At 62.4% G+C, this 21,594-nt stretch carries 20 protein-coding genes; all 20 read left to right on the top strand.

Annotation, left to right across the window (positions count from 1 at the left end):
- The 20 genes from F8A90_RS05810 (at window position 1) to F8A90_RS05905 (ending at window position 21,510) form a co-directional block, all read left to right on the top strand.
- Window positions 1-165 (top strand): hypothetical protein, encoded by a 165-nt coding sequence (locus F8A90_RS05810; protein WP_165873905.1) that lies wholly within the window; start codon window positions 1-3, stop codon window positions 163-165.
- A complete protein-coding gene (locus F8A90_RS05815) occupies window positions 162-1,382 on the top strand; it encodes a phage portal protein (RefSeq protein WP_191237441.1) in 1,221 nt (406 codons plus the stop codon). Before F8A90_RS05810 ends, F8A90_RS05815 begins: the two co-directional genes overlap by 4 nt.
- Window positions 1,379-1,981, top strand: a complete 603-nt coding sequence (locus F8A90_RS05820) for an HK97 family phage prohead protease (protein ID WP_084208182.1) — start codon at window positions 1,379-1,381, stop codon at window positions 1,979-1,981. Before F8A90_RS05815 ends, F8A90_RS05820 begins: the two co-directional genes overlap by 4 nt.
- Before the next feature lie 15 nt (window positions 1,982-1,996).
- A complete protein-coding gene (locus F8A90_RS05825; RefSeq protein ID WP_200019359.1) occupies window positions 1,997-3,232 on the top strand; it encodes a phage major capsid protein in 1,236 nt (411 codons plus the stop codon).
- Window positions 3,233-3,309: 77 nt separating this feature from the next.
- Window positions 3,310-3,639 carry a head-tail connector protein gene (locus F8A90_RS05830; RefSeq protein WP_054557054.1) on the top strand — a complete coding sequence of 110 codons (330 nt, stop codon included), beginning with the start codon at window positions 3,310-3,312 and terminating at the stop codon, window positions 3,637-3,639.
- Window positions 3,640-3,646: 7 nt separating this feature from the next.
- The gene (locus F8A90_RS05835; protein WP_200019360.1) at window positions 3,647-4,192 is read left to right on the top strand and encodes a phage head completion protein; all 546 of its coding nucleotides are present in this window, start codon (window positions 3,647-3,649) and stop codon (window positions 4,190-4,192) included.
- Between the two features lie 11 nt (window positions 4,193-4,203).
- Complete coding sequence (locus F8A90_RS05840; protein ID WP_200019361.1) at window positions 4,204-4,782, top strand: hypothetical protein; 579 nt, start codon at window positions 4,204-4,206, stop codon at window positions 4,780-4,782.
- Complete coding sequence (locus tag F8A90_RS05845; RefSeq protein WP_200019362.1) at window positions 4,779-5,219, top strand: hypothetical protein; 441 nt, start codon at window positions 4,779-4,781, stop codon at window positions 5,217-5,219. Before F8A90_RS05840 ends, F8A90_RS05845 begins: the two co-directional genes overlap by 4 nt.
- Before the next feature lie 3 nt (window positions 5,220-5,222).
- Window positions 5,223-5,969: a hypothetical protein gene (locus F8A90_RS05850; protein ID WP_200019363.1), complete on the top strand. Its 747-nt coding sequence runs from the start codon at window positions 5,223-5,225 to the stop codon at window positions 5,967-5,969.
- A 12-nt stretch (window positions 5,970-5,981) separates the two neighbouring features.
- Complete coding sequence (locus F8A90_RS05855; RefSeq protein WP_200019364.1) at window positions 5,982-6,155, top strand: DUF7210 family protein; 174 nt, start codon at window positions 5,982-5,984, stop codon at window positions 6,153-6,155.
- 71 nt (window positions 6,156-6,226) lie between these two features.
- Entirely contained in the window at window positions 6,227-10,030 is a 3,804-nt protein-coding gene (locus F8A90_RS05860) for a hypothetical protein (protein ID WP_200019365.1), read from the top strand.
- Between the two features lie 46 nt (window positions 10,031-10,076).
- Entirely contained in the window at window positions 10,077-10,475 is a 399-nt protein-coding gene (locus tag F8A90_RS05865; protein ID WP_200019366.1) for a hypothetical protein, read from the top strand.
- 28 nt (window positions 10,476-10,503) lie between these two features.
- A complete protein-coding gene (locus F8A90_RS05870) occupies window positions 10,504-13,878 on the top strand; it encodes a hypothetical protein (protein WP_200019367.1) in 3,375 nt (1,124 codons plus the stop codon).
- A gap of 80 nt (window positions 13,879-13,958) precedes the next feature.
- Window positions 13,959-15,116, top strand: a complete 1,158-nt coding sequence (locus tag F8A90_RS05875; RefSeq protein WP_200019368.1) for a hypothetical protein — start codon at window positions 13,959-13,961, stop codon at window positions 15,114-15,116.
- Complete coding sequence (locus F8A90_RS05880) at window positions 15,117-16,802, top strand: LamG-like jellyroll fold domain-containing protein (protein ID WP_200019369.1); 1,686 nt, start codon at window positions 15,117-15,119, stop codon at window positions 16,800-16,802.
- A complete protein-coding gene (locus F8A90_RS05885) occupies window positions 16,799-17,200 on the top strand; it encodes a hypothetical protein (RefSeq protein WP_200019370.1) in 402 nt (133 codons plus the stop codon). The genes F8A90_RS05880 and F8A90_RS05885 overlap by 4 nt, the downstream gene beginning before the upstream one ends.
- Window position 17,201: 1 nt before the next feature.
- On the top strand, window positions 17,202-19,073 hold the full coding sequence (locus F8A90_RS05890) for a hypothetical protein (protein WP_200019371.1): 1,872 nt from the start codon (window positions 17,202-17,204) through the stop codon (window positions 19,071-19,073).
- A gap of 39 nt (window positions 19,074-19,112) precedes the next feature.
- Entirely contained in the window at window positions 19,113-19,334 is a 222-nt protein-coding gene (locus F8A90_RS05895) for a hypothetical protein (protein ID WP_200019372.1), read from the top strand.
- A 283-nt stretch (window positions 19,335-19,617) separates the two neighbouring features.
- On the top strand, window positions 19,618-20,049 hold the full coding sequence (locus F8A90_RS05900) for a hypothetical protein (protein WP_200019373.1): 432 nt from the start codon (window positions 19,618-19,620) through the stop codon (window positions 20,047-20,049).
- A gap of 822 nt (window positions 20,050-20,871) precedes the next feature.
- Window positions 20,872-21,510, top strand: coding sequence for a LysE family translocator (locus F8A90_RS05905; protein WP_200019374.1), 639 nt, complete (start codon window positions 20,872-20,874; stop codon window positions 21,508-21,510).
- Window positions 21,511-21,594: the final 84 nt, after the last annotated feature.

Raw genomic sequence — 21,594 nt, forward strand, 5'->3', positions numbered from 1 at the left:
ATGCGAAACCTACTGTTCGACACCCTCGGGCTGGCCGGCTTCGCCAGCCTGACGGGCGGCCTGTACCTGCGATTCGGCCTCGCGGACGCGCTGATGGCCAGTGGCAGCCTGCTACTGGTGTTGGCACTGCTCGGCGCACGCGCCATGCGCAAGGGGGCCTCATGATTCTCGATCAACTGTTCTCCACTCGCTCGCTCGAGAACCCGGCAACACCGCTCACCGGTCAGACGCTGGCGGACTATCTGCATGGCGACTCCAGCATCACGGTCAACCAGCAGAGCGCCATGACGCTTGGCGCGGTCTACGCCTGCATCTACGTGCTGTCATCCTCGCTGGCGCAATTGCCGCTGCACGTCATGCGCAAGCAGAACGGCGTCATCACCGCCGCCACGGACCACCCCGCGTATCAGCTGCTGCATGACGAGCCCAACGACTGGCAGACCAGCTACAAGTGGCGCGAGACGGCCCAGTCCCACGTGCTTGGCTGGGGCAATGGCTACACCGAGGTGGTTCGGGATGCGCGTGGCAATGCCGTCTCCCTGCAACGACATTGCCCGTGGAACTGCAGCCCGGTGAAGCGCGGCAACCGCTGGCTATATGCCGTCACCGATGAGGATGGCTCACGTGCCGTTGCGACCGAGGACATGATCCACGTTCGTGCACTCGGCTCGCACGATCGCACCGGCGTCAGCGTGGTGCGCCAGCACGCCGAGACCATTGGCCTCGGGCTGGCGGCCCAGCGCTACGGCAAGGATTTCTTCGAGGGAGGCGGGCGCCCGACCGGGCTTGTCACCGTCAAGGACAGCTTGAACGCCGACAGCTGGAATCGCCTCAAGGAGACCTGGGCCAAGGCCGTGGCCAGTCTGCGCCAGTCCGAGAACAAGACGCTGATGCTCCCCGCACAGCTGGATTACAAGTCGATCACCATCGCGCCGGAGGACGCCCAGTTCCTCGAGACGCGCAAGCTCAACCGCTCCGAGGTGGCCGGCATCTTCAACGTGCCAGCGCACATGATCAACGACCTGGACAAGGCCACCTTCTCGAACATCTCCGAGCAGGCCATCCAGTTTGTGCGGCACACGATGATGCCCTGGGTCATCAACTGGGAGCAGGAGATCAACCGCGCCATCTTCACGCCCACCGAGCGTCGGGCTGGCTACTACGCCAAGTTCAACCTCGCCGGGCTGCTGCGCGGCACCCCCACGGAGCGTGCCGAGTTCTATCACAAGGCCATCACCGATGGCTGGATGGATCGCAACGAAGTCCGCGCCCTGGAAGACATGAACCCACGCGATGGCCTCAGCGAGATGCTGATCAGCGTCAACGCCACCCCAGCCAGTCAGCTGGGCCAGTCACCCTCGCCCGAGGACTCCACATCATGAGTGAGACAGAAAAGCGCGCCCTGACGTGCGAGGTCCGCGCCGAAGCGGGCGAAGAAGGGCAGCCGTTGCGGATCATTGGTCACGGCGCCGTCTTCAACAAGCGCAGCGAAATGATCATGGGCATGTTCAAGGAGCAGATCGCCCCCGGCGCGTTCGACAACGTGCTGGGCGATGACGTGCGCGCCCTGTTCAACCATGACCCCAACTTCGTGCTCGGCCGCACCCTCAGCAACACGCTGTCGCTGTCCGTGGATGAAGAGGGCCTGCGTTATGAGATCGACCCACCCGACACCCAGTCGGTGCGTGATCTGGTCATGGCGCCGCTGGCACGGGGCGACATCACCGGCTCCAGCTTCGCCTTCCGAGTCGCCCCCGATGGTGACGAGTGGGGCGAGGACGAGCACGGCGTCATCGTGCGCACCATCCACCGATTCAGCCGCCTGCTGGATGTGTCCCCCGTGACCTATCCGGCCTACCCCGATGCGGGCGCCGCCAAGCGGTCGCTCCAAGCCCGTTGCGATGAACTCCGAGAGATCACGCAGCGTGCCGTCAATCAGCGCCGCGCCCGCGAGCGCTTCCTTGAACTCATCAATGCCTGAGCCCGTGGAGGCTACATGAAACTCTCTGAACTGAAGCAGAAGTACGCGGCCATCGCCAAGGACATGCGCAAGATGCATGAAGATACCGGCGACACCGAATGGAAGGATGAGCAGCGCAGCCAGTGGCAGTCCATGAAGAGCGAGCTGGATGGCCTGCAGGACAAGATCGATCGCGAAGAAGCCCTGCGCGATGCGGACCAGCGTTTCGTGCGTGACAACGAAGAGGAGCTGCGCGGCCAGTCTCAGACGCCGGAAGCTGGGCAGTCCCAGGGCCCGAGCGTGGATGAGCAGCGTGCCGCGGCCTTCGATGCCTTCGTGCGTGAAGGCATGGGCAACATGAGCAAAGAGCAGCGCGCGATCATGCGTGAGATGCGAGCTCAGGCAGCGGGCGAGAATGACAAGGGCGGCTACACCGTCCCGACCACCATGCTCAACCGCATCCATGAGTCCATGCAGGACTATGGCGGGCTGGCCTCGGTCGCCCAGATCCTGACTACCTCCGATGGCGCCACCATCGAATGGCCGGTGTCTGACGGTACCGGGGAAGAGGGCGAGCTGCTGGGCGAGAACACCGCCGCCAGTGAGCAGGATGTCACCTTCGGCATGCAGCACCTCGGCGCGAAGAAGCTGAGCTCCAAGGTCATCCGTGTCTCCAACGAGCTGCTGCAGGACTCGGCCTTCGACATCGAGGGCTTCCTGGCCTCGCGCATCGGTTCCCGTATCGGTCGCGCCGAAGCCAAGCTCCTGGTGAGCGGTACCGGTGCCGGCACTCCCCAGCAGCCCAAGGGCCTCGCCACCTCGGTCACTGGCACCGTGGCGGCAGCCGCTGCGGCCAGCCTGAACTGGAAGGACATCACCAAGCTGATCCACAGCATTGATCCGGCGTACCGTCGCGCGGCGAACTTCCGTCTGGGCTTCAACGACAACACCCTGCAGAAGATCACCGAGATGGAAGATGGCCAGGGTCGTCCGCTGTGGCTGCCGGCTGTCGCGGGCCTGGCGCCATCCACGGTACTCGGTCAGTCCTACTTCATTGACCAGGGCTTCGAAGACATGGCCGCGAGCAAGAAATTCATGTTCGCCGGTGACTTCCAGCAGTTCGTGATTCGCCGCATCAACTACATGACGCTCAAGCGCCTGGTCGAACGCTATGCCGAGTTCGACCAGACGGCCTTCCTCGCCTTCCATCGCTTCGATTGCGTGCTGCAGGACACTGCCGCCATCAAGGCGCTGACCGGCAAGGCGGCCTGATCCTCACCCACCACCTGACACAAGGGCCGCCATCGCGCGGCCCTTGCCTGTTGGGGCCAACCCAATGAGGCATGTCGATGCTCGAGCTGGACATCATCAAGTTGCACGTCCGGCTGGAGCCGGACTTCTCCGAGGACGATCAGCTCCTCGAGACCTATTCCAATGCGGCCCGTCGCGTCATTGAAGGACGCACGGGGCGCACGCTGTATGAAACCCACGACGCCATCCCGGCAGAAGGGGATGAGCACGCGCTGGTCATCGATGACGACATCACCACCGCGATGCTGCTGCTGATCGGCCACTGGTACGAGACCCGTGAAGCCGTGGTCATCGGCACCATTACCTCAGAGGTTCCCATGGCTGTGGGCGCCCTGGTCGATCACTACACCCATTACCACTTCGCATGAGGTGACTATGCGCGCCGGACAGCTTCGTCATCGCGTCACCCTGCTGGGTGGTCGCACCGGGCACCCGCCCAGCTGGCCCACCTTGCGTGAGGTCTGGGCCGAATTCGTGGAGCCCAAGAGTGCCGGGCGAGAAGAGCAGGCGGGCATCCGCGCCCCATCTTCCACGCTGGTGCGCATGCGGCCCCGCGATGAGTTGGCAGCAGGCCAGATCATCCGCCGCCGCGATGGGGTGCTGTTCATCATCGAATCCCTCGACCCGGCACGCAGCATGGTCGAGATTGCCGCGCGTCGCCTGCAAGGCGTGGTGGCCGAGTATGAGCCGATGAGGGGTGAGGCCTATCCCATTCAGGCATGGCTGCACCGGCAGAACGTCTTCATCGGCCAGGCCAATGAGGCCCGCAACGTGGTCGAGGTGCTGCAGCCGGAGCTGCGCTGGCCGTGGCCAGAGCCCGGCGACAGGATCCACATCGCCGGCCTGGCGCTTGAGATCGAAGGCATCGTGGAAGGCAGCGATGACGGCATCAGCGTGCAGCTGTTCACCATCCCTCGCTGACAGGAGGCTGCATGGCGCGCAAGCGTGGCAAGAATTCACGGCTGCCCAATGGCGTGGCCATCGAGGGGCTGACCGAAAGCCTGGCGGAGTTCAAAGCGCTACCCGCGGCCACTCGCCGCGCGATGACCTCGGCCATCAATGAGCAGGCATCCGCGACCCGCAAGCAGCTCATCGACGACATCAGCACCGATGGCAAGGTCAGGCCGACGGCGGTGCGCTCGCGCATCACGGTCGAGAAGGCCAGCAAGGACCAGCCTAGCGCCAGCCTCACACTCAGCCGCTCGCCTGTGCCCTTCAAGTTCTGGCAGTACCGCACCGAGGTGGAGGATGGCGCCGGTACCCGCGCCAGTATCTGGATTCGCAAGGGCGGCCAGCGCATGCGGGTCTATGGCTTCGTCAATCCCAAGGGGGGCAGCAAGACACCGCTGGTTCGCTACCGCAAGGGCAGCCAGCGTCGCCTCAACCGTGCCAACGGCTGGACCCTCAAGAACCACTGGAATCATCAGGTGAATGGCGAGCTGCGCAAGCAGGTCGCCTTCGACCTCCAGCAACGCTTCCTCGCTCGCCTCGCCAAGGAGAGAGCCACATGACGCCCATCACCCGCGTGATCGATGCCTTCGTGGCACAACTGGCGTCCATCTCGACGGCCAATGGCCATGCCACCGACATCGCGCATATCGAGACCGAGGCCATCCAGATCAACCTGCGCTCGGAGACCCCGCTGCCACTGCTGCATGTCCGTCGTCTGACCAGCAACGTGGAGGCCCGTGCCGGGCGGGGGACGCGCAAGGAATCGATCAGCCTTCAGATCGAGGCCTATCTCGACCTCAAGACCCATGGGCGTGCCGGTCAGGATGCGCTGCTCAATGATCTTTACAACGCCATCTATCCGGAGAGCCAGGTACTGCTGGATGGGCTGGCGGTCGCCATCACGACTGGTGAAGCCGAACTGGATGATGCGGAGCTGGGCAGCCGCATTCTTCCCATCTATCTGCCCGTGACCATCACCTACACCCGCACGAGGTAACTCATGGCTGACTTCAAAGACACAGGCCTGATCATGTCTGGCGACATCTTCATGGCCGAGGTGGATGCCGACGGCAAGTTCGGCGCCCTGAATGGCCCGATGAACGTGCCGTCCCTGAGCATCACGCCGACCAGCGTGAACCGCATTTCCCGCCCTTCCTTCCAGAAGGACAACTACGGCCAGGCGCTGGATGCCGTCAACCTGCCCAGCGATTCGGCCAGTGTCACCATCCAGTTCGATTCCATGCCGGCCGCCATGCTGGCAGAAACGCTCGGTGGCACGGCAGAGCTGGCGGATGCCGAAGCTGATAGCGTGACCGGCGAGGTGCTGACCCTGACGGAAGGGGCCTGGGCGGCGCTGCCGCATTCCTCGCTGGCCGCGGGCAGTGTCGTGGTCACCAAGGACGCTACCGATGTCACTGCTGACTGCGACATCAACCTGAGTGCCGGCCTGATCAAGGCACGCACTGCTTCCGCGGCAGGCGATGTCACCGTGGATTACGACACCGAGGCGGTCACCGGCCATCGCGTGATGGGGGACACCGAGATCTCCAAGCCGCGTTACATCCTGGTGGATGGCATCAACCTGGCCACCGGCAAGCGTACCCGGGTCGAGATCTTCCGAGCCGTGCTGTCGGCGGATCAGGCCACCGAACTGATGGGCACCGAGTTCATCACCGGGCAGCTGTCCGGCTCGCTGGTGGTGCCGCCGGGCAAGGGCGCCGCCTACACCGCCACCATGTACAGCTAACGGGAGCGAGCCATGACCGACAAGACTGCTACGGGCAAGACTGGCACTGAGGCAAAGCCCACCGACTCGGTGAGCGTCAAGCTCAGGAAGGCGCACCGCCACGGCGGCAAGGAGTATGCCGCCGGCGACGCCCTCACACTCGAGGTGCGCCAGCTGGATCGACTGAAGAAGGCGGGCAAGGTCTGAGCCTGCCTGCTGTGAGTTGCACCACCTAGCCCGCCATCTGGCGGGCTTTTTCATGTCCGGAGCACGACACGATGGCCAATCAAAGTGACATTCAGCTGCGCATTCAGGCCGCGGTCGATGGGCTGCAAGACATCGGCAAGCTGATGAGCGAGCTGGACAATCTCGGGCAGGACAGCAGCGAGGCCTCAGCCGAGGTCGAGCGCCTGTCTGAAGAGATGTCGGCCATCGGCCAGCAACAGAAGCTGGTCACCCAGATCAACAAGGTCGCGGCGGTCGTGGATGACGCCGGGACTGCCATGCGCGAAGCCGTGGACAAGGCCGATGACTTGCAGGCCGCGTATGAGAATTCCGCCAATGGCGCCGATTCGCTGCGGCTGGCGACACAGCGGGCTGCTCAAGAGGCGGACGACGCCAAGGCGGCGCATGTCGCCCAGACTCAGACGCTGACCCAGCTGCAGACCAGCTACAAGGGCGCCCAGACCGCCACCACTGCCGCCCGTCAGGCATGGCGTGATGCCGCACAGCGTGTGCGTGACCTCAAGTCCGAGATCGGCCGGAGCGCCAACGCCACCGACGAGCAGCGCCAGGCATTGTCGCGGGCCAGTGGTGCCGTGGAGCAGGCGAAAGACGCCTACGATGCCCAGGCACAAAGCCTCAGCAGTCTGCGTGATGAGCTGCAGCAGCAGCGTGAAGCGACGGATGAGGCCAAGGAGGAGTGGCAGAGCGCCAGCGCCAGTGCGGCCCAGCTGACTGCCGAGCTCAAGCCGGTCGAGCGCGAACTGAAGCAGCAGGAAAAGGCCCTCAACAAGGCCCGCGCGGCAGCCGACAAGGCGACCGCCGGTCATGAGGCTCAGGCCAAGAAGCTGACGCGCCTAAAGCAGGATGCCCACGCTGCGGGTGTGGATATCGATAACCTGGCCGATGAAGAACAGCGCCTGGCCCGCCAATCCCGTGAGCTGGAAGACGACGTGACCTCGCTGGCATCCGGCTTGCGTGAGACCGCCGCGGCCGCCCGCGAATCCGGTGAGGCAGCCGAGCGCAGCGAAAGCCGCTTCAAGAAAGCGGGTGCCTCACTCAAACAGTGGGCTGCCGGTGCTGCCGCCGCCACGGTGGCAGGGGCAGGGCTGGCCGTCGGCTGGGCCACGCGCTACACCGCTCAGCAGGCCGAGATGGCCCAGCAGCTGGATATCACGTCGCGCTCGCTGGGTATCTCCACTCAGGCGCTGCAGGGCTATCAGTACGCCTTTCAGCGTGCCGGTATCGATGCCGACAAGACCGGCAATATCTTCAAGGACACTGCCGACAAGATCGGTGACGCCTACCAGAACGGCGGCGGTGAGGCGCAGGACGCCCTCGATGCTCTGGGCATCAAGGCCGAGGAGCTGATCGAGCTGGCGCCAGACGAGATGATGTTGCGCCTGGCCGATGCCATGAAGGATCTGCCCCAGGCAGCTCAGGTCAACCTGCTGGAATCGCTGGCAGACGATGCCACACGCCTGCAGCCACTGCTTGCCAATAATGCCGCTGAACTCCGAGCGCTGATGGAAGAGGCCAGCGAGGTGGGGCTGATCATGTCCTCCGAGCAGATCGCCAATCTGCAAGCGACCAATGCCGCCATCACCCGCCTGCAAGGCCGGCTACAAGGGTTGAGCAATCGCCTGATGGGCGAGCTGTCACCGGCGGTCAATCAGGTGTCTGCCGACTTCGAGCAGGCACTGGCGGAAAACCCCGGGCTGCTGGATGACCTCGCCACGGCCATCGGGGGTGTGATTCGCACCGGCGGAGAGTGGGCGCGCAGTTTCATTGAGCATCGAGAGCAGATCGGCGGTGCCATGCAGTCGATCATTGATACCGGGCAATTCCTCGGCAACTCCCTCACGGCGGTTTTCCGTGGTGTGCAATCTGTTGTCGCGGGGTTGGTTGCTGCGGTCGCGGCAGCTTCCACCTGGGTGCTGGAGTTGACGGCTACCTCGGTCAGGGCGCTGGAGATGGTGGGGCTGGCATCCGAGGCACAGGTGGCGCAGGCCAAGGCGCGGGCCGTGGCTGCCCGTGCCACCTTGAATGACTTGAACGCGGATGCAGTGCGCTATGCCCAGCAAGCTGCTGCCGCTGCCAAGGATGCCTTCAACGCCTTCGACAACAGCGATTCAGCCGCGCAGAAGGCTGCCAAGTCTGCTGCCAAGCAGGCCGCTGCCTCTGAGGCTGCGGCCATTGCCGCCAAGAAGCAGGCCGAGGAGGAAGAGAAGGGCGCCAAGCAGGCAGCGGATGCGGCCGCCAAACGCCAGAAGGCACTGGAAAACGCCGCCACTTCTCTCGGCACCTCGCTGGGCGAGCTGTCCAGTGGTATTGCGGACAGCGAGCAGGAAGCCCTCGATGCTTTCGCCACGCTGGCGGCCAGTGGTGAATTGAGTGCGGCGCAGCTAGCGACGGCCTTCGAGAAGGCGCAGGACAAGATCAAGTCTGACAAGGGGATCGCCGCCCTCAAGGATCAGGTCGATGGGCTGGTGAATGACGGCGTGAGCGGCGCGGATTCTCTCGCGACCAAGTGGAAGTCTGCTGGTGCCCGCCTGGCCAAGGATATGGGCACCACCCTGGAAGAGATCCGCACCGGTGTGACCGAGGCGGAACGCTCGGCCATTGATGCCTTCACCAAGATCGCCTCTACCGGCGAGCTGTCCGCCAAGGAGCTGAGCCGTGCCTATGTCGGCGCCAAGGAGCAGATCAGCTCTGACGAGGGCATCAAGGCCTTCGGCGCGGTTCTCGATGGGCTGGTCAAGGATGGTGTGACCGGGGCTCGCACGCTCAAGGCGCAGTGGATCGAGGCGCAGGAAGCCACGGCCAAGGCAGCCCGGGACACGGGAGACAAGGCGCAGCAGGCCTCTGCCGACACGGCCAAGACGGTGGAGGCCTCTGTCACGCGCAGTGCCCAGACCATTGCCCAGCTGATGAGCAATGCCCTGCACGAGACAGAAGAGCAGATGCGGTCACTCAGTGACGCCGCCTATCAGGCCTTCGCGACTGACTGGGGCATCGATATCCAGGCCGAGGGTATCGAGGGCATGCAGGACCGCATTGGCGAGTTGGATCATGAAATCGGTGATCTTCGCGATAACCTCGCCACCCGTCTCGACTCCACCGGCTTCACGGCCTGGATGACGGACCTCGCCACTACGTCACGTCAGACCGAGATCGCCTTCCTCGAGCAGAAGATCGCCGTGGAATCGCTGACCGATCAGATCGAGGCAGGGCGGGCGCCAGCCAGCGCACTCTCACAGGACATGGACGATCTCTCACGCCGCTTCGACCTGCTCGATGAGTCGGATCTTTCCGGCCTCGAAAGCGCCATCCAGTCGGTGCGCAGTCAGGTCGAGTCGCTGTCAGACAGCGTGAGTGACACCTTGGCCAGTCTGCGCTCTGAGCTCGCCAGCCTTCAGGGCGATAGCGCCCAGGTGGAGGCGTTGCGGTATCAGCAGCAACAGGCTGAGCTTCAGGAGGCGCTCAACGCCGCCCGGACATTGGGCGATGCTCAGACCATCAGCGCGGCGCAGGAGTCGCTGCGTCTGGCGGAACGCGCCCATGATCTTCGCCTTGAAGATATCCGCGCCCAGTCCGAGCAGGAGAAGCAGCAGGCCTTGGCTGATGAGGCTGAGCGTCAGCGCAACGTGCAGGAGGCCGAGGTCACCCAGCGCGAGAACAACCGTGACGCCCAGAACCGTACCAGCCAGCTCACCCAGTCGGTGCAGGCCCAGCGCCGCGTGGCGGTAGACCTTAACATCGGTAACGAGACCGTCACCCTCAACGGGGTGGACGAGCGCGAGGCCGATGCCTTCCTTGACCGATTGACCCAAGCCTCACGCACGACTGCCCGCCGCTGATGGCGGGCGTTTCATTTCCATCGCGAGAAAGTCACGAGAACACACCATGGCGATCACCCTTGAGGGCATTGTGCTGCCCGATGACATCCAGTGGACCGATGAGCTGGTGTCCCACAGCGTCGGCCAGGTGCAGACGCCCACGCTGACCGGGGCACTCATCATCGAGGAATCCGCGCAGGCGGCAGGGCGCCCCATCACCCTCGCCAGTGGCAACGGGGCCTGGGTAACCCGTGCCACCGCGTTGGCCCTCACTGAGCTGGCGGCCACGCCACGGCCTGACGGCACGCCCATGACGCTCATCTGGGGCGATGGTCAAACCTTCGATTGCGTGTTCGATCGTGCCAGTGGTGAGGCGGTCACGGCCACCGAGGTCTATCGCCTCGCCGCTGGCGGCCAGGGGCCGGATCACCCCTACACCATCACCCTGCGCCTGATCACCGCCTGATTCTCACCTTCCTGCTGGAGCCAGCCACATGGCCGACGACACGATTCACAGCGGCGACATCCGCATCCTGCAGTCCGAGCGCATGACCGACAACGCCGATGGTGGTGGCCGACTGACTGGCCGTCCCGTGACCGATGGCGCGAGCAACGAGATCTTCGATGACATCTCCGACCTCGATCGCGCGGCGGGGCGTACCTCGCTGCGCAAGGTCGGGGCCGGCGTGTTGACCGACAACACTGCCCAGTATTTCGGCGCTCACGCGATCATCGATCAGGTGCCATCCGACCCGAACGTCAGCGTGGTGATGTTCGATACCGGCTCCCCCTCGGATGAGCGGGAGGCCGCGCGTGACCATGTGGAAAGCTATGTCACCGCCGGCGTCAATTCACGCATGACACTGCTGGGCGATCAGCTCGCCGGTCAGCGCAGCCTCACCGCGTTTCAGATGACCGAGGCCCCATTGCCGGACCTGGGCGATGTGCTGGCGCTGATCACCGAGCAAGGTGACTTCGCCGGCGAGGTGCAGTACGTGCGTATCACTGAAATCGATCACGAGATCCGCACCTTCGAGTATCTGAATGGCAGCAACGTGCAGACGTTCGAGCGCCGCGTGCTGACCCTGGGGATCTCGACCTCACTACGTCATCGCGTCTATGGCGTGCAGCCCAAGCCCGGCACCGTGGACCCTGACACCGTGATTCGCGAAGGGCAGAGCACTAATGCCGCCCGCTACCATGGCGTCAGCACTCTGGCCCAGCCCGCTGAGTTTGGTGACAACACCGTGCAGGTCGCCAGCACCTACGCGCCACTGGTACCGGCCACCACCACCGAGCAGGCAGTGACCGACGTGCAAGTGGGCGGCACGGCGAGTATCACCGTCAGCAGCAACGGCCAATCCTTCGAGGTGGCGCAGATCGCCAGCACCACCCAGATCGCGGTGGAGCTCAACAATCGCGGCTTCACCTATGTCAATCGCCTGAATCCGCTGCCGGCCCCGGGCAGCGTGGTGATCGCCTTCCGTAGTTTGGGCAAGTGGTACGAACTCAGAGATGAGGACAGCAATGGCGACCTCACCGGCAATGGCGCAGGTCGGGTGGATTACACCAGCGGCTCGGTCAACGTCACGCTCAGCGCCATGCCGGATGTGGGCAGCGCCATCCTGTTCAGCTGGGGTACGCCGGTACATTACGAAGACCGTGCCGGCCAGGCCACCATCGACAAGCCGTGGATGACTTTCGCGCTCGAGCATCCGGGCGTGGTGCCCAACTCGGTCACCGTGCGTTGGATCGCTGGTGGTAGCCAGAAGACCGCCACCGATGACGGTCTGGGCACTCTGAGTGGAGCCGCCACCGGCCGCATCGTCTATGGCTATGCAGACCGCAACGGCAACCCCCAGCCGGGCGAGGCCTATGTCGCCTTCAACGGCGATGCCTTCCCGGATGCCAACTCTCAGGTCGAGATCGAATACGACTACGGCGCCCCGACCACCGAGCAATTCCTGCCGTCTGCCAATGGGGCAGGACTGGTCAGTCTGACCATCAGCGATGCGCCGGTACGCCCGGGCAGTGTGTCACTCACCTGGACCGTCACGCGTACCTGGTCCAGCTCCGAGAATGAGACCAGCACCTCGCGCAATGGCACCTATGAGACGGTCGAGCAGAACGGCGGCGAGGCTGATGTCACCTACACCATTACCGATGACGGGCAGGGTGGCTTCCATGGTGGCTGGGAGGGCAGCATCGACTACGCCACCGGCGCGGTCACCTTCGAGGTCGAGAAGGTCCGCGAGGTCAAGGAGTGGGACGACGGCGACAACATCAACCGTGAGTGGGGCAGTTACGAGAAGCGCGACAATTTCGAGAATGGCTCGAGTGTGTGGCTGACCAGTCAGCTGGACAGCGCCGCCCCGACCACCCACACCATCACTCAGGATCTTGCCCCGCTGGATGTAGACCTGATGCCGCTGCTGCAGGACAGCGTGGTGCCCGGCACGCTCAGCTTCACCTTCCGGGGTGACACCTTCATCGATCGCCAGGGCAGTCTCTATCGCAGCGTGGACAGCAACGGGGCCGGCGTTCTCGCGGGCACCATCGACTATGGCAGCGGCGATGCCCGCATCACTGACTGGCCAACAGGTACCAGCGCCACCATCACCGTGCAGACACTCGTGTCTACCTTCGGCACCTGGACGCTGGATGAAGCCTTCTTCCGCACGCCCGGCTCGCCGCTGCAGGTGGGTGGTCTGCTGATCCAGGCCACGACGCTCGACGGCCGCTCGATCACCGGCCAAGCGGCACTCTCCGGCGAGATCGAGGGCGGCGAGATGGCAGGGCAGGTCAGCTTCGAGACGGGGGTGGTGCGCGTCACTTTCGGCAAGCGGGTAGCCGATGCCAGCCTGACAGCCGCCGAGAAGTCAGAAAGCTGGTATGACGCCGCTGCGGTGGATGATTCCGGCATGATCTGGCGGCCGACACAGATCATCCCCAGTACGGCCCGCTTCAATGCTGTGGTGTTGACCACGCTGCCACTCGAGGCTGAGCTGATCGGTATCGACCCCGTGCGCCTGCCCAGCGATGGCCGCGTGCCCATCTATCGCGCCGGCGGCGTGGTGGTGGTGCACCACACTGGCCGAGCGCCATTCCCCTTGGGACTGGCGGATGGCACCACGCTGGATGTGGGGCGTACCCGTCTGGCCAGTCTGGTGGTGGAGGACGCCACCGGCGAGGAGGTGCCGGCCACCCAGTACAGTGCAGACCTCGATGCCGGCACCGTGCAGCTCGCCGCGCCTGACACGGCCACCTACCCCGAGCCCTGGTACGCCCTTCACCGTGTCGAGGACATGCTGCTGGTGGGTGACGTGGACCTCTCAGGCGTGCTGACGCTCAAGGGCAATCTGAGCCACGACTACCCGTCAGATGACACTCTGGTCAGCGCCGCGATGGTGGCCGGTGACCTGCAGGCGCGCGTCACCAATTTCTTCGACCTCGCCAGCTGGGACCGGGACTGGAGCAAGGATGATAACGACGGCGCAGACGGCACCCTGGCCGAGTACAACGTGACCACCTATCCGCCCATCATCACCAACCGTGGGGCCATCACCGAAGACTGGGCGCTGATCTTCACCGGCTCGAGCACGTTCCGCATCATCGGTCGCACTGTAGGTGAGATTGGCGTGGGCAATATCAATGAAGACACCGCCCCCACCAATCCCAATCACGGCGTGCCCTACTGGACCCTCAAGGCGGGCGGCTTCGGGGCCGGCTGGGTGAATGGCAACGTGATCCGCTTCTCGACCATCGGCGCGAGCTTCCCGATGTGGCTGGCGCGCGTGATCCTGCAGGGGCCGGCCAGCGGCCAGCAAGATTCTTTCCGCCTGCAGATCCGTGGCAACGCCAACGCCTGACCGCCACCGGCAGGCGCAACCCTCTATCCCTCAACCGCCCAGCCACTCGCTGGGCGGCCTTGTTTCTGGAGACGTTCAAGATGGCCGATTTTCCGGTGAAGTGGCTCAGCAGTGACATGGGCGGCAGCCCCGAGAATGGCGACCAATATGGTGCGCTGATCGAGCTGCTGAAAGCCTGCCTCGTGACCGGCTTCAACACCAAGCCCATTGCCTCGCTGACGTATGACAGCGCTACCCAGCAAGCCACCGCGAGCGTGGGCAGTGGTCATGGCTATCTCAAATGGCAGGTAATCGCCATCAGCGGGGCAGATCAGGCTGGCTACAATGGCGAGCATCGAGTGACCGCTATCGGCAGCGACTGGGTGCGCTTCGCGCTCGATACCGCGCCCGCTGCCAATGAGGCGACCGGCGATCTGATCGAGATCAAGACGGCACCCGTGGGCGGCTGGGAGATCGCAGCAGAGGATGCTGACAATCATCGTGCTGTGTTCACGCGTACCAGCGAGCGTGCCAGCGAGGTGATGCTGATGGTGGAGAATGGCACCTGGGGAGGGCATAGCAGTAACAGTGGCCGCCAGGCGCGTGTCAGTCTCATTGAAGAGATGATCGACATCGACACGTATACCGTGGCCGCGTCACGGCAATGGCCCTATTCGGCAAAGGAGACGACGCGAGACTGGGCATTGTTGGGGGATGGTCTGACGATGTTCTATCTCAACCGCTATGGCGGCCAGGGCAAGCACGGGGTGTTTGTCTGGGGTGACATTAAGACGGTACGCCCAGGCGATGCATATCATTGTGTGGTCGCGGGGCTGCAGGATGGCACATGGTCCTCAACCTCAGACACTTACGAGACGTATAGTGCGCTTCCCTACTTTGGCTCGACTGTCGAGATGAGTATCGCGCGTGCCTGGCATCAGCTGCCTGGTGCGGTGGGCTGGACGCTGGAGGGTGTCGGGGATCGCATCGGTAGCCTGATCAGTTACCCGAATCCGCAGGATAATGGCTTCTATGTGGCGCAGGGCGAGATGCTGGTCATTGAGTCAGGCGGCGTGCGCGGCTCGATGCCAGGGATGCTGCAACCGCTTCACACGGGGGCAGGGTACGACAAAGCGGTGGTGGACAATCTGCCCCAGATGGATGATGTGCCCGTCATGTTTCGCCTGGCGGCCAGTCGCGGGAATGCCGGCAAGGAGACGTTGATGGCCTGGCGGCTTGATCGCTGGCAGGAGGTATAAATGGCACTCACACACCATTACCCGCTAGAGGGTGATCTAGTGGATGAGCTGGGCGACTCTACCGCTCAGCAGGCGCTGGGTGACTGGACGCCGAGCCAGATGCTCGAGGCGACCAAAGAGCTTGATCTGGCCGTGCCTGGTGCTAGCGCCTCATTTCCGATGGGGCTGGTGGCACCCTGGACGCTCGAGGTCTGGATGCTGTCAGCAGGGGGCGGCACTAGCCTTGTCCTGGGTGACAGCGGCATCGTGCTAGAGACAGATGCTGATGGCCTCTGGCTTGTCGTATCCGGCGAGCGCGTGCAGGCCCAGGGCTTTTATCCTGGCTACTATCACACCGTTTTTATCACGCATGACGGGGCAAGTATCGGCGTGGCACTGGATGGGCGAGAAGGCATCGAGAGGCCGGCGGCTGCCATGCCACTCGAAACGCTGACCATCTCTCAGGCCACTGCGGCTGACCTGCGCGTGGTCGATGTTCGAGGGTATGACCAGGCGTTGACCAGGCCCGAGCAAGACCAGGCAGCGATGAGTCTTGCGGTACGTGACTTCCGCCCTAGCTGGGCAGTCGGTGGGATTGGCGGGGAGATCGCGGCGTATGACATGAGCATCGTGGCCGGAGGCAAGGTGGTCGATCAGGTCGGGGGCATTGATGCTGAGATCATCGGGGCAACACCTACCACTCTAGGCGGCGTGCCTGCCATGGCGTTTGATGGTGAGGCCATGCTGCGAAGTGACAGTAGCCCCGCCATGATCAAGACCAAAAACCACACCATTGCCATGCTCTATCGCATGGATTCTATCGGTCACGACAACTTTTCCAACTTGGTCACGCTGGGCAGCCCTGGCGAGGATGTGGCCAGTAACTACTATTCGTGGCGCATTGATGTGTCTGCTCGCCTCTATACCTTCTATGAGGTGGGGGCTGGGGCAAATCGTAATACCTATCTCAATCACCGGCTGAAGCTCGATGGAAAATCTCATTTTCTGGTGCTGCTGGTGGGTGATGGTGTTGTCAGTATTTATGAGGATGGGGTGCTGTCAGAGAGCAATGCGGCGTTTGGCCATTCCGACTCTGAGGCCACGCAAGTTGCCATAGGCGCAAACCCCGACACCGGCAGTGATGGATTTATTGGCGCTATTGGAGCGTTCACGTCCTATGACCGGCTGTTGACTGAGAGTGAGGTACTGGCGCTGACGGCCCGTTTCGGCATGCTGGCAGAGGCAAGGATGCCCAAGCAGTCGATGCGCCCACTAACTCGCCCCAAACCCCAAGGGTATACCACCGCCACCGTGCCGGTGCCCAATCCGTCCGCGATTGATAGCAGAGGCATGAGCGATCAGAGGGTGGAGGCAACGGCAGGGGAAGGCATGTCGCACCTCGATCAAGTCGATGGCAGTGGTGCCAATGGCACGCCGACTGGCGGCGTCTCTGATCCGACGCGCATGGGCGTCATTGCAGGCACCGTTCTGGACATCCAGGCGCAGCCCGTCAGCCGGCGGGTGCGGGTGCATGAGCGCGCCACTGGCCGCATCGTGCGCGAGACATGGAGTGATGCCGATGGCAAATACCGACTTACGGACCTCGACCCGCGTCGCGCCTTCTTTGTGATGGCGTTCGATCACACCCTGCAGCAGAACGCGGTGGTATCTGACAACGTGCATCCTGAGCTGGAGGACAGCCCGTGATCCAATTCTCGACAGCAGTGAAGAATGCGCGGCTGGCAGCCATTGCCACCGCTATCGATGCCGGCGAGTCGCCGGCATCTTTCGTTGTGTACTCAGGCACTCGCCCATCACCTAGCGCTGCCGTCACCGATCAGGTGGCGCTGGCCACGCTGGAGGTGCCCCAACCCTTCGCGGCTGACATCTCGAGCGGAGTGCTGACAGGGGCCGGTTTCGAGGAAGTCATGGCCGACGACGACGGCGAAGCCACCTGGGCGCGATTGGTGGATGGCGAGGGTGGCTGGGTGATGGATCTGGATGTCGGCATCGAGGGATCAGGCGCTGACGTGACCATCAGCTCGACGACGATTTATCGCGGCATCATTACCCGAATCAGTCGAATCATTTTCGCCGAGGCCTGATGTGACTCCAATCGATCTGCGTTTCACTGGGCAGCCGTTGGCAGGCGATGCCCTTCAGCTGGTGTTGGATTTCAGCGGTGGCAAAGGTGAAGAGCGGATCACGTTGGCAGTAGATACTACGCTGCCGCCCCCAGAGCTGGATGCCACGCTCAGTCAAGGGCTGCTGATCGAGGTCGTCGCCACGCTGGGCGCACCGGCGGTTATCGATGTCGCCATGACTCGGGACATCAATGCCTATCGTGGTCCTGCCGAACAGGCGGGGTCACGGTTCGAGAATGCCGCGCGGGTAGAGGCGCAAGGCCGGAGCGGGTGGGAACCTCCACTTCGTAGCCTGCATGCGACGCGATCAGGGTTTGAGCAGGCGCTATCTCTCTCGGCAGGGCAGTCGGGCGATTGGGCGTCACGCCCTCGCACTGATGCCGCCAGTGGCGCGCGCTGGGAGCAGACCGAGCGCATTCTGGGCACTCTCAGTGGCAGCCAGTGGTTGCAGCTGCCGCGTGTCCGCCGCGCATCACGGCCGGTATGGGAGCAAGGGCAGGGCATTGCCACGGCTCGCTCGAGTGGTTACCAGCACCCGCCGCGCGCTGATGCGACCCGTCGCTCCCGCTATGAAGAAGCCCGCACCCTCGATGGCGTGGTGGTGCACTCTCCCTTCCAGCAAGGCCGTACCACCGGTGAGGACTGGCGGGTGCCCTGGGAGCAGGCGCGTCAACCGCCACCTGGTATCGATCTGCCCCCGGGCCCGACTGAGCCACCCGATCTGGAGCCGGTAGAGGGCAGCACCCTGCTGCAGTTCTGCCACACCATGCCCAGCGCCCCGTGGGTGCTGCGCTTTGGCCTGACCTGTGACATCCCCACCACCCCGACCATTCCTGTCCGGAGGCTGTACATCGTGCAGAACACCGCCCGCCTGATTCGCCTGTCTGACGGGCGTGAGATTCCCGCGACCCAGATGTCCCTCAGCATCGACACCGACAGCTGGGCATGGTCCTTCTCGGCAGGGCTTGCCGGGCGAGATGCTCAGTCACTGGTGGAAGGGGTCGATGGCGAGCCAGTGGAGGTTGCCGCCGAGATCAATGGTGAGGCATGGCATTGCATCGTGGACGGCTGGCGGCGCTCCGAAAGCTGGCAGAGCCACAGCATCACCATCAGCGGTCGATCGCTGGCGGCCTATCTCGGCTCGCCCTACGCCACGGCGCGAAGCTACACCGAAGATAGCCAAGCTACTGCCTCGCAGCTGGCACAGGCCGAGCTGCCCACTGGCTGGACGCTGGACTGGCAGCTGGCTGATTGGCTGGTGCCTGCCGGTGCCTGGCGCTATGACAGCCTTGCACCCATCGATGCCATCTCTCGCATTGCCGAGGCGGCCGGTGGCTATGTGCAGGCGCACCAGCAGAGCCAGACGCTGATCGTGGCGCCGCGCTATCCCACTGCCCCATGGGAATGGGAAGAGACAGAGGCGGGGCTGGTGATCCCGCGTGACATCATCACCCAGATGGGGAGTGATCAGCAGCCCGGTGATGCTCGCAATGGTGTCTGGCTCCACGGCGATACCGGGGGCATTCAGGCGCAGATCATCCGGCGCGGTACAGCAGGGGATGAGCTTGCCCCGACAGTGGTGGATAGTCTCATTACCGAGCAGGCTCCCGCACAATCGCGTGGTATCGCAGAACTTGCTGCCACGCTGCGACAGTCCACGGAAAGCATCGAGATGCCACTGAGCGCCTCGTTGGGTGGGCTGGTATTGCCGGGACAGCTGATCGAGTGCGATGGCTGGCAGGGTATGTCCCGTGGCGTAAGCGTACGCGCCAGCCTGCAGGGGCGCGCCCTGAGTGTGCGCCAGTCAATCGAACTGCAGCGCTTCCATCTGTGAGGAATGGGGGTGGGGATCAAATGACAACAGGAGAGAATGATGGCCAATCCGTATAAGCGGCTGCTGGCCCTGATGCCCACCACCCCACGACAGGTGGGAGAAGTGATCAGCATCAGTGGCTCGCGTGTGCGCGTGGATCTTGTCGGCGGTGGGGTGCGTACCTGCCAGGGCGTTGCCGAGGTTGGCAGCATGGTCTACGTGGAGGGGGATCAGATCATCGGCGAGGCACCGAGCTTGCCGGTGGTGATGATCGAGGTGTGAGGAAAATTCACACGCAATATGGTCGCGTTCAAACTGCGACCATTCCAGCGTGGTCGCAGTTTGGTCGCAGACTGCGACCAGATAACGTCCGTCATGTGGCACATGGAATGTGCTAAGTGTCTGAAATATCTCGAAAGACCCGCTGCCAGCGCAGTCCACGAAATGCCAAAAACGGATTCAAAATCCGCTGTGTGGAAAGCGCATTGAGGCTCTGGTAGTTTGTAGAGACGAGGTCGTTAGTGCTGTCTAGATGAACAACAAAGCTGAATATAGGAGTTTAGATATGGAAGATGAACTGGCTCAAGCTATAACAACGGTGGTGTGTGCTTTTATAATAACTCAAATTTTCCTAAAATATATAATCGAGCCAGCAGTACTCCTCAAGAAATCTATTGGAAAAATATCATTCGTTTTTTTAGCAAATCAATCAAAATTGACAAATGCTACAGGTAGTGAAGAGCTGCGACAGTCTATTAAAGATTGTTCGGCATCCTTAATGGAAGGGCATCAATCGATACCCTTCTATAAAGTTATCGGTCCTATATTTGGTCTGCCAGCAGAGCAAAATATTTTTGAATCAGCAAAATGTCTCAATGTAATATGCAGTCAGTTATATGTAGATCCTGAATCGGGTGCTATTAATCAACCTATGATAATATTTGAAAATATGAAAGAGATTAAAGAAAGGTTGGGCATTATTATTTCGTATGAATGATATATTACTGCGCCTCTATAGATGCCTTGCCGACTTTTTGCACGGTTTCTGCTATTTGTATTACGGCCGAGTGCGAAAGCTAGCGTTATGTATCATATGAATGAGCGTTAGCCGTTCTGGGGTTCAAGCGGAGCTGGTTGGGTGCACGGTACAAATCTGTCAGAATGATACCCAAGTAGGTGGCATGGCATACGTGGAGGAGGCTCCGCCCATGTCTCTGGTGATGTTAGGGGTGTGACGATCGTTCTGTTCTGAACTCGGTGCTCGGCCGCTTTCTCACTGGCGCATAATAGTGGGAAAGCAACTTAGGATTTTATGTATGGTGGGGCCGATAATTCCCCACCAAGCGCCGTGAGGGGCTGGGATGTATGACTCCTGCAGTGAGTGCCAATTTAGATAGCGCTGCGAATGGGCACTCAGCTGCTCTAGTGCGTTTCTGTTTTTAGATTCGTATTGCTGTGCGTGTTTATTTTGCGCTTTTGTGTATGGTTTTGTGTAGGTTTTTCTTTACACACCTCTCTAAGTGGTTGATATATATAGGTATTAGACTCCCTTCACCCGCTCCAGATTCTTCAAAAAAGCCTCCCATTCGGGAGGCTTTTTTGTGTTTGGGATTCCATGCAGCTCGCGTGTGCATGGAATTCGTTGTCGATGGGATGCGTGGGGATGGAAAACGGGGGCAGCAGCCTGCTCGATGAAATGCCGTGTGGCTGTCTTGCCAAGCCGATCGGAGCGAAAAGTGTTGCTGACGTGGCGGAGAGCCGCGATATTGGCAGGCCGTCTTGCAGTATTTCATTACACCCTGAACGACAAGGAAACCCAGTGGAACTTACCGTCTGGCTGGCATATGTCAGCGTCATCATCGCCTTGATCACCTTCCCCGGACCGGTTGCGTTGCTGTGCATGGATCATGGCCTGCGCCACGGCCGACGCCGATCCTTCGCGACGGTGGTGGGTGGGGCGGCGGCGTCGCTGGTGTTGATGGGCTTGTCGTCGCTGGGCCTTGGCGCGGCATTGGCGGCGTCCGAGACCGGGTTTCTGGTGCTGAAGATCATCGGGGCGCTCTATCTCATCTATCTGGGGATTCAGGCCTGGCGGGCGCCATCCCAACCGGTGGTGTTCGATGCCGTGGGAGAGGAGGGCCCGATGCGCGCCAGAGCCACGCGTTGGCAACTGTGCCGCAAGGGCTTCGGTATCGGGATCAGCAATCCCAAGGACCTGCTGTTCTTCGGCGCGCTGTTTCCCAACTTCATCGACATGGCCCAGCCGCAGCTGCCCCAGTTCGTGGTGCTGGCGCTGACCTGGCTGGTGGTGGACCTGCTGACGATGAGCACCTACGCCCATGCGGGTTCCAGCATCAGTCGCTGGTTTGATAGTCACCGGCGCGTGAGGCTGTTCAATCGCACCACGGGCAGTCTGTTCGTCGTGGCCGGCGCGGGACTGGCGGCGTCGCATCGTTGAGCCAAGCCTTGGCTGCCATCGCACATGACATGAAGCACACGAAGACGACAACGGCACCCGAGGGTGCCGTTGTCGTGTCTGGAG

The organism is Cobetia sp. cqz5-12, from assembly GCF_016495405.1.
GTDB lineage: Bacteria > Pseudomonadota > Gammaproteobacteria > Pseudomonadales > Halomonadaceae > Cobetia.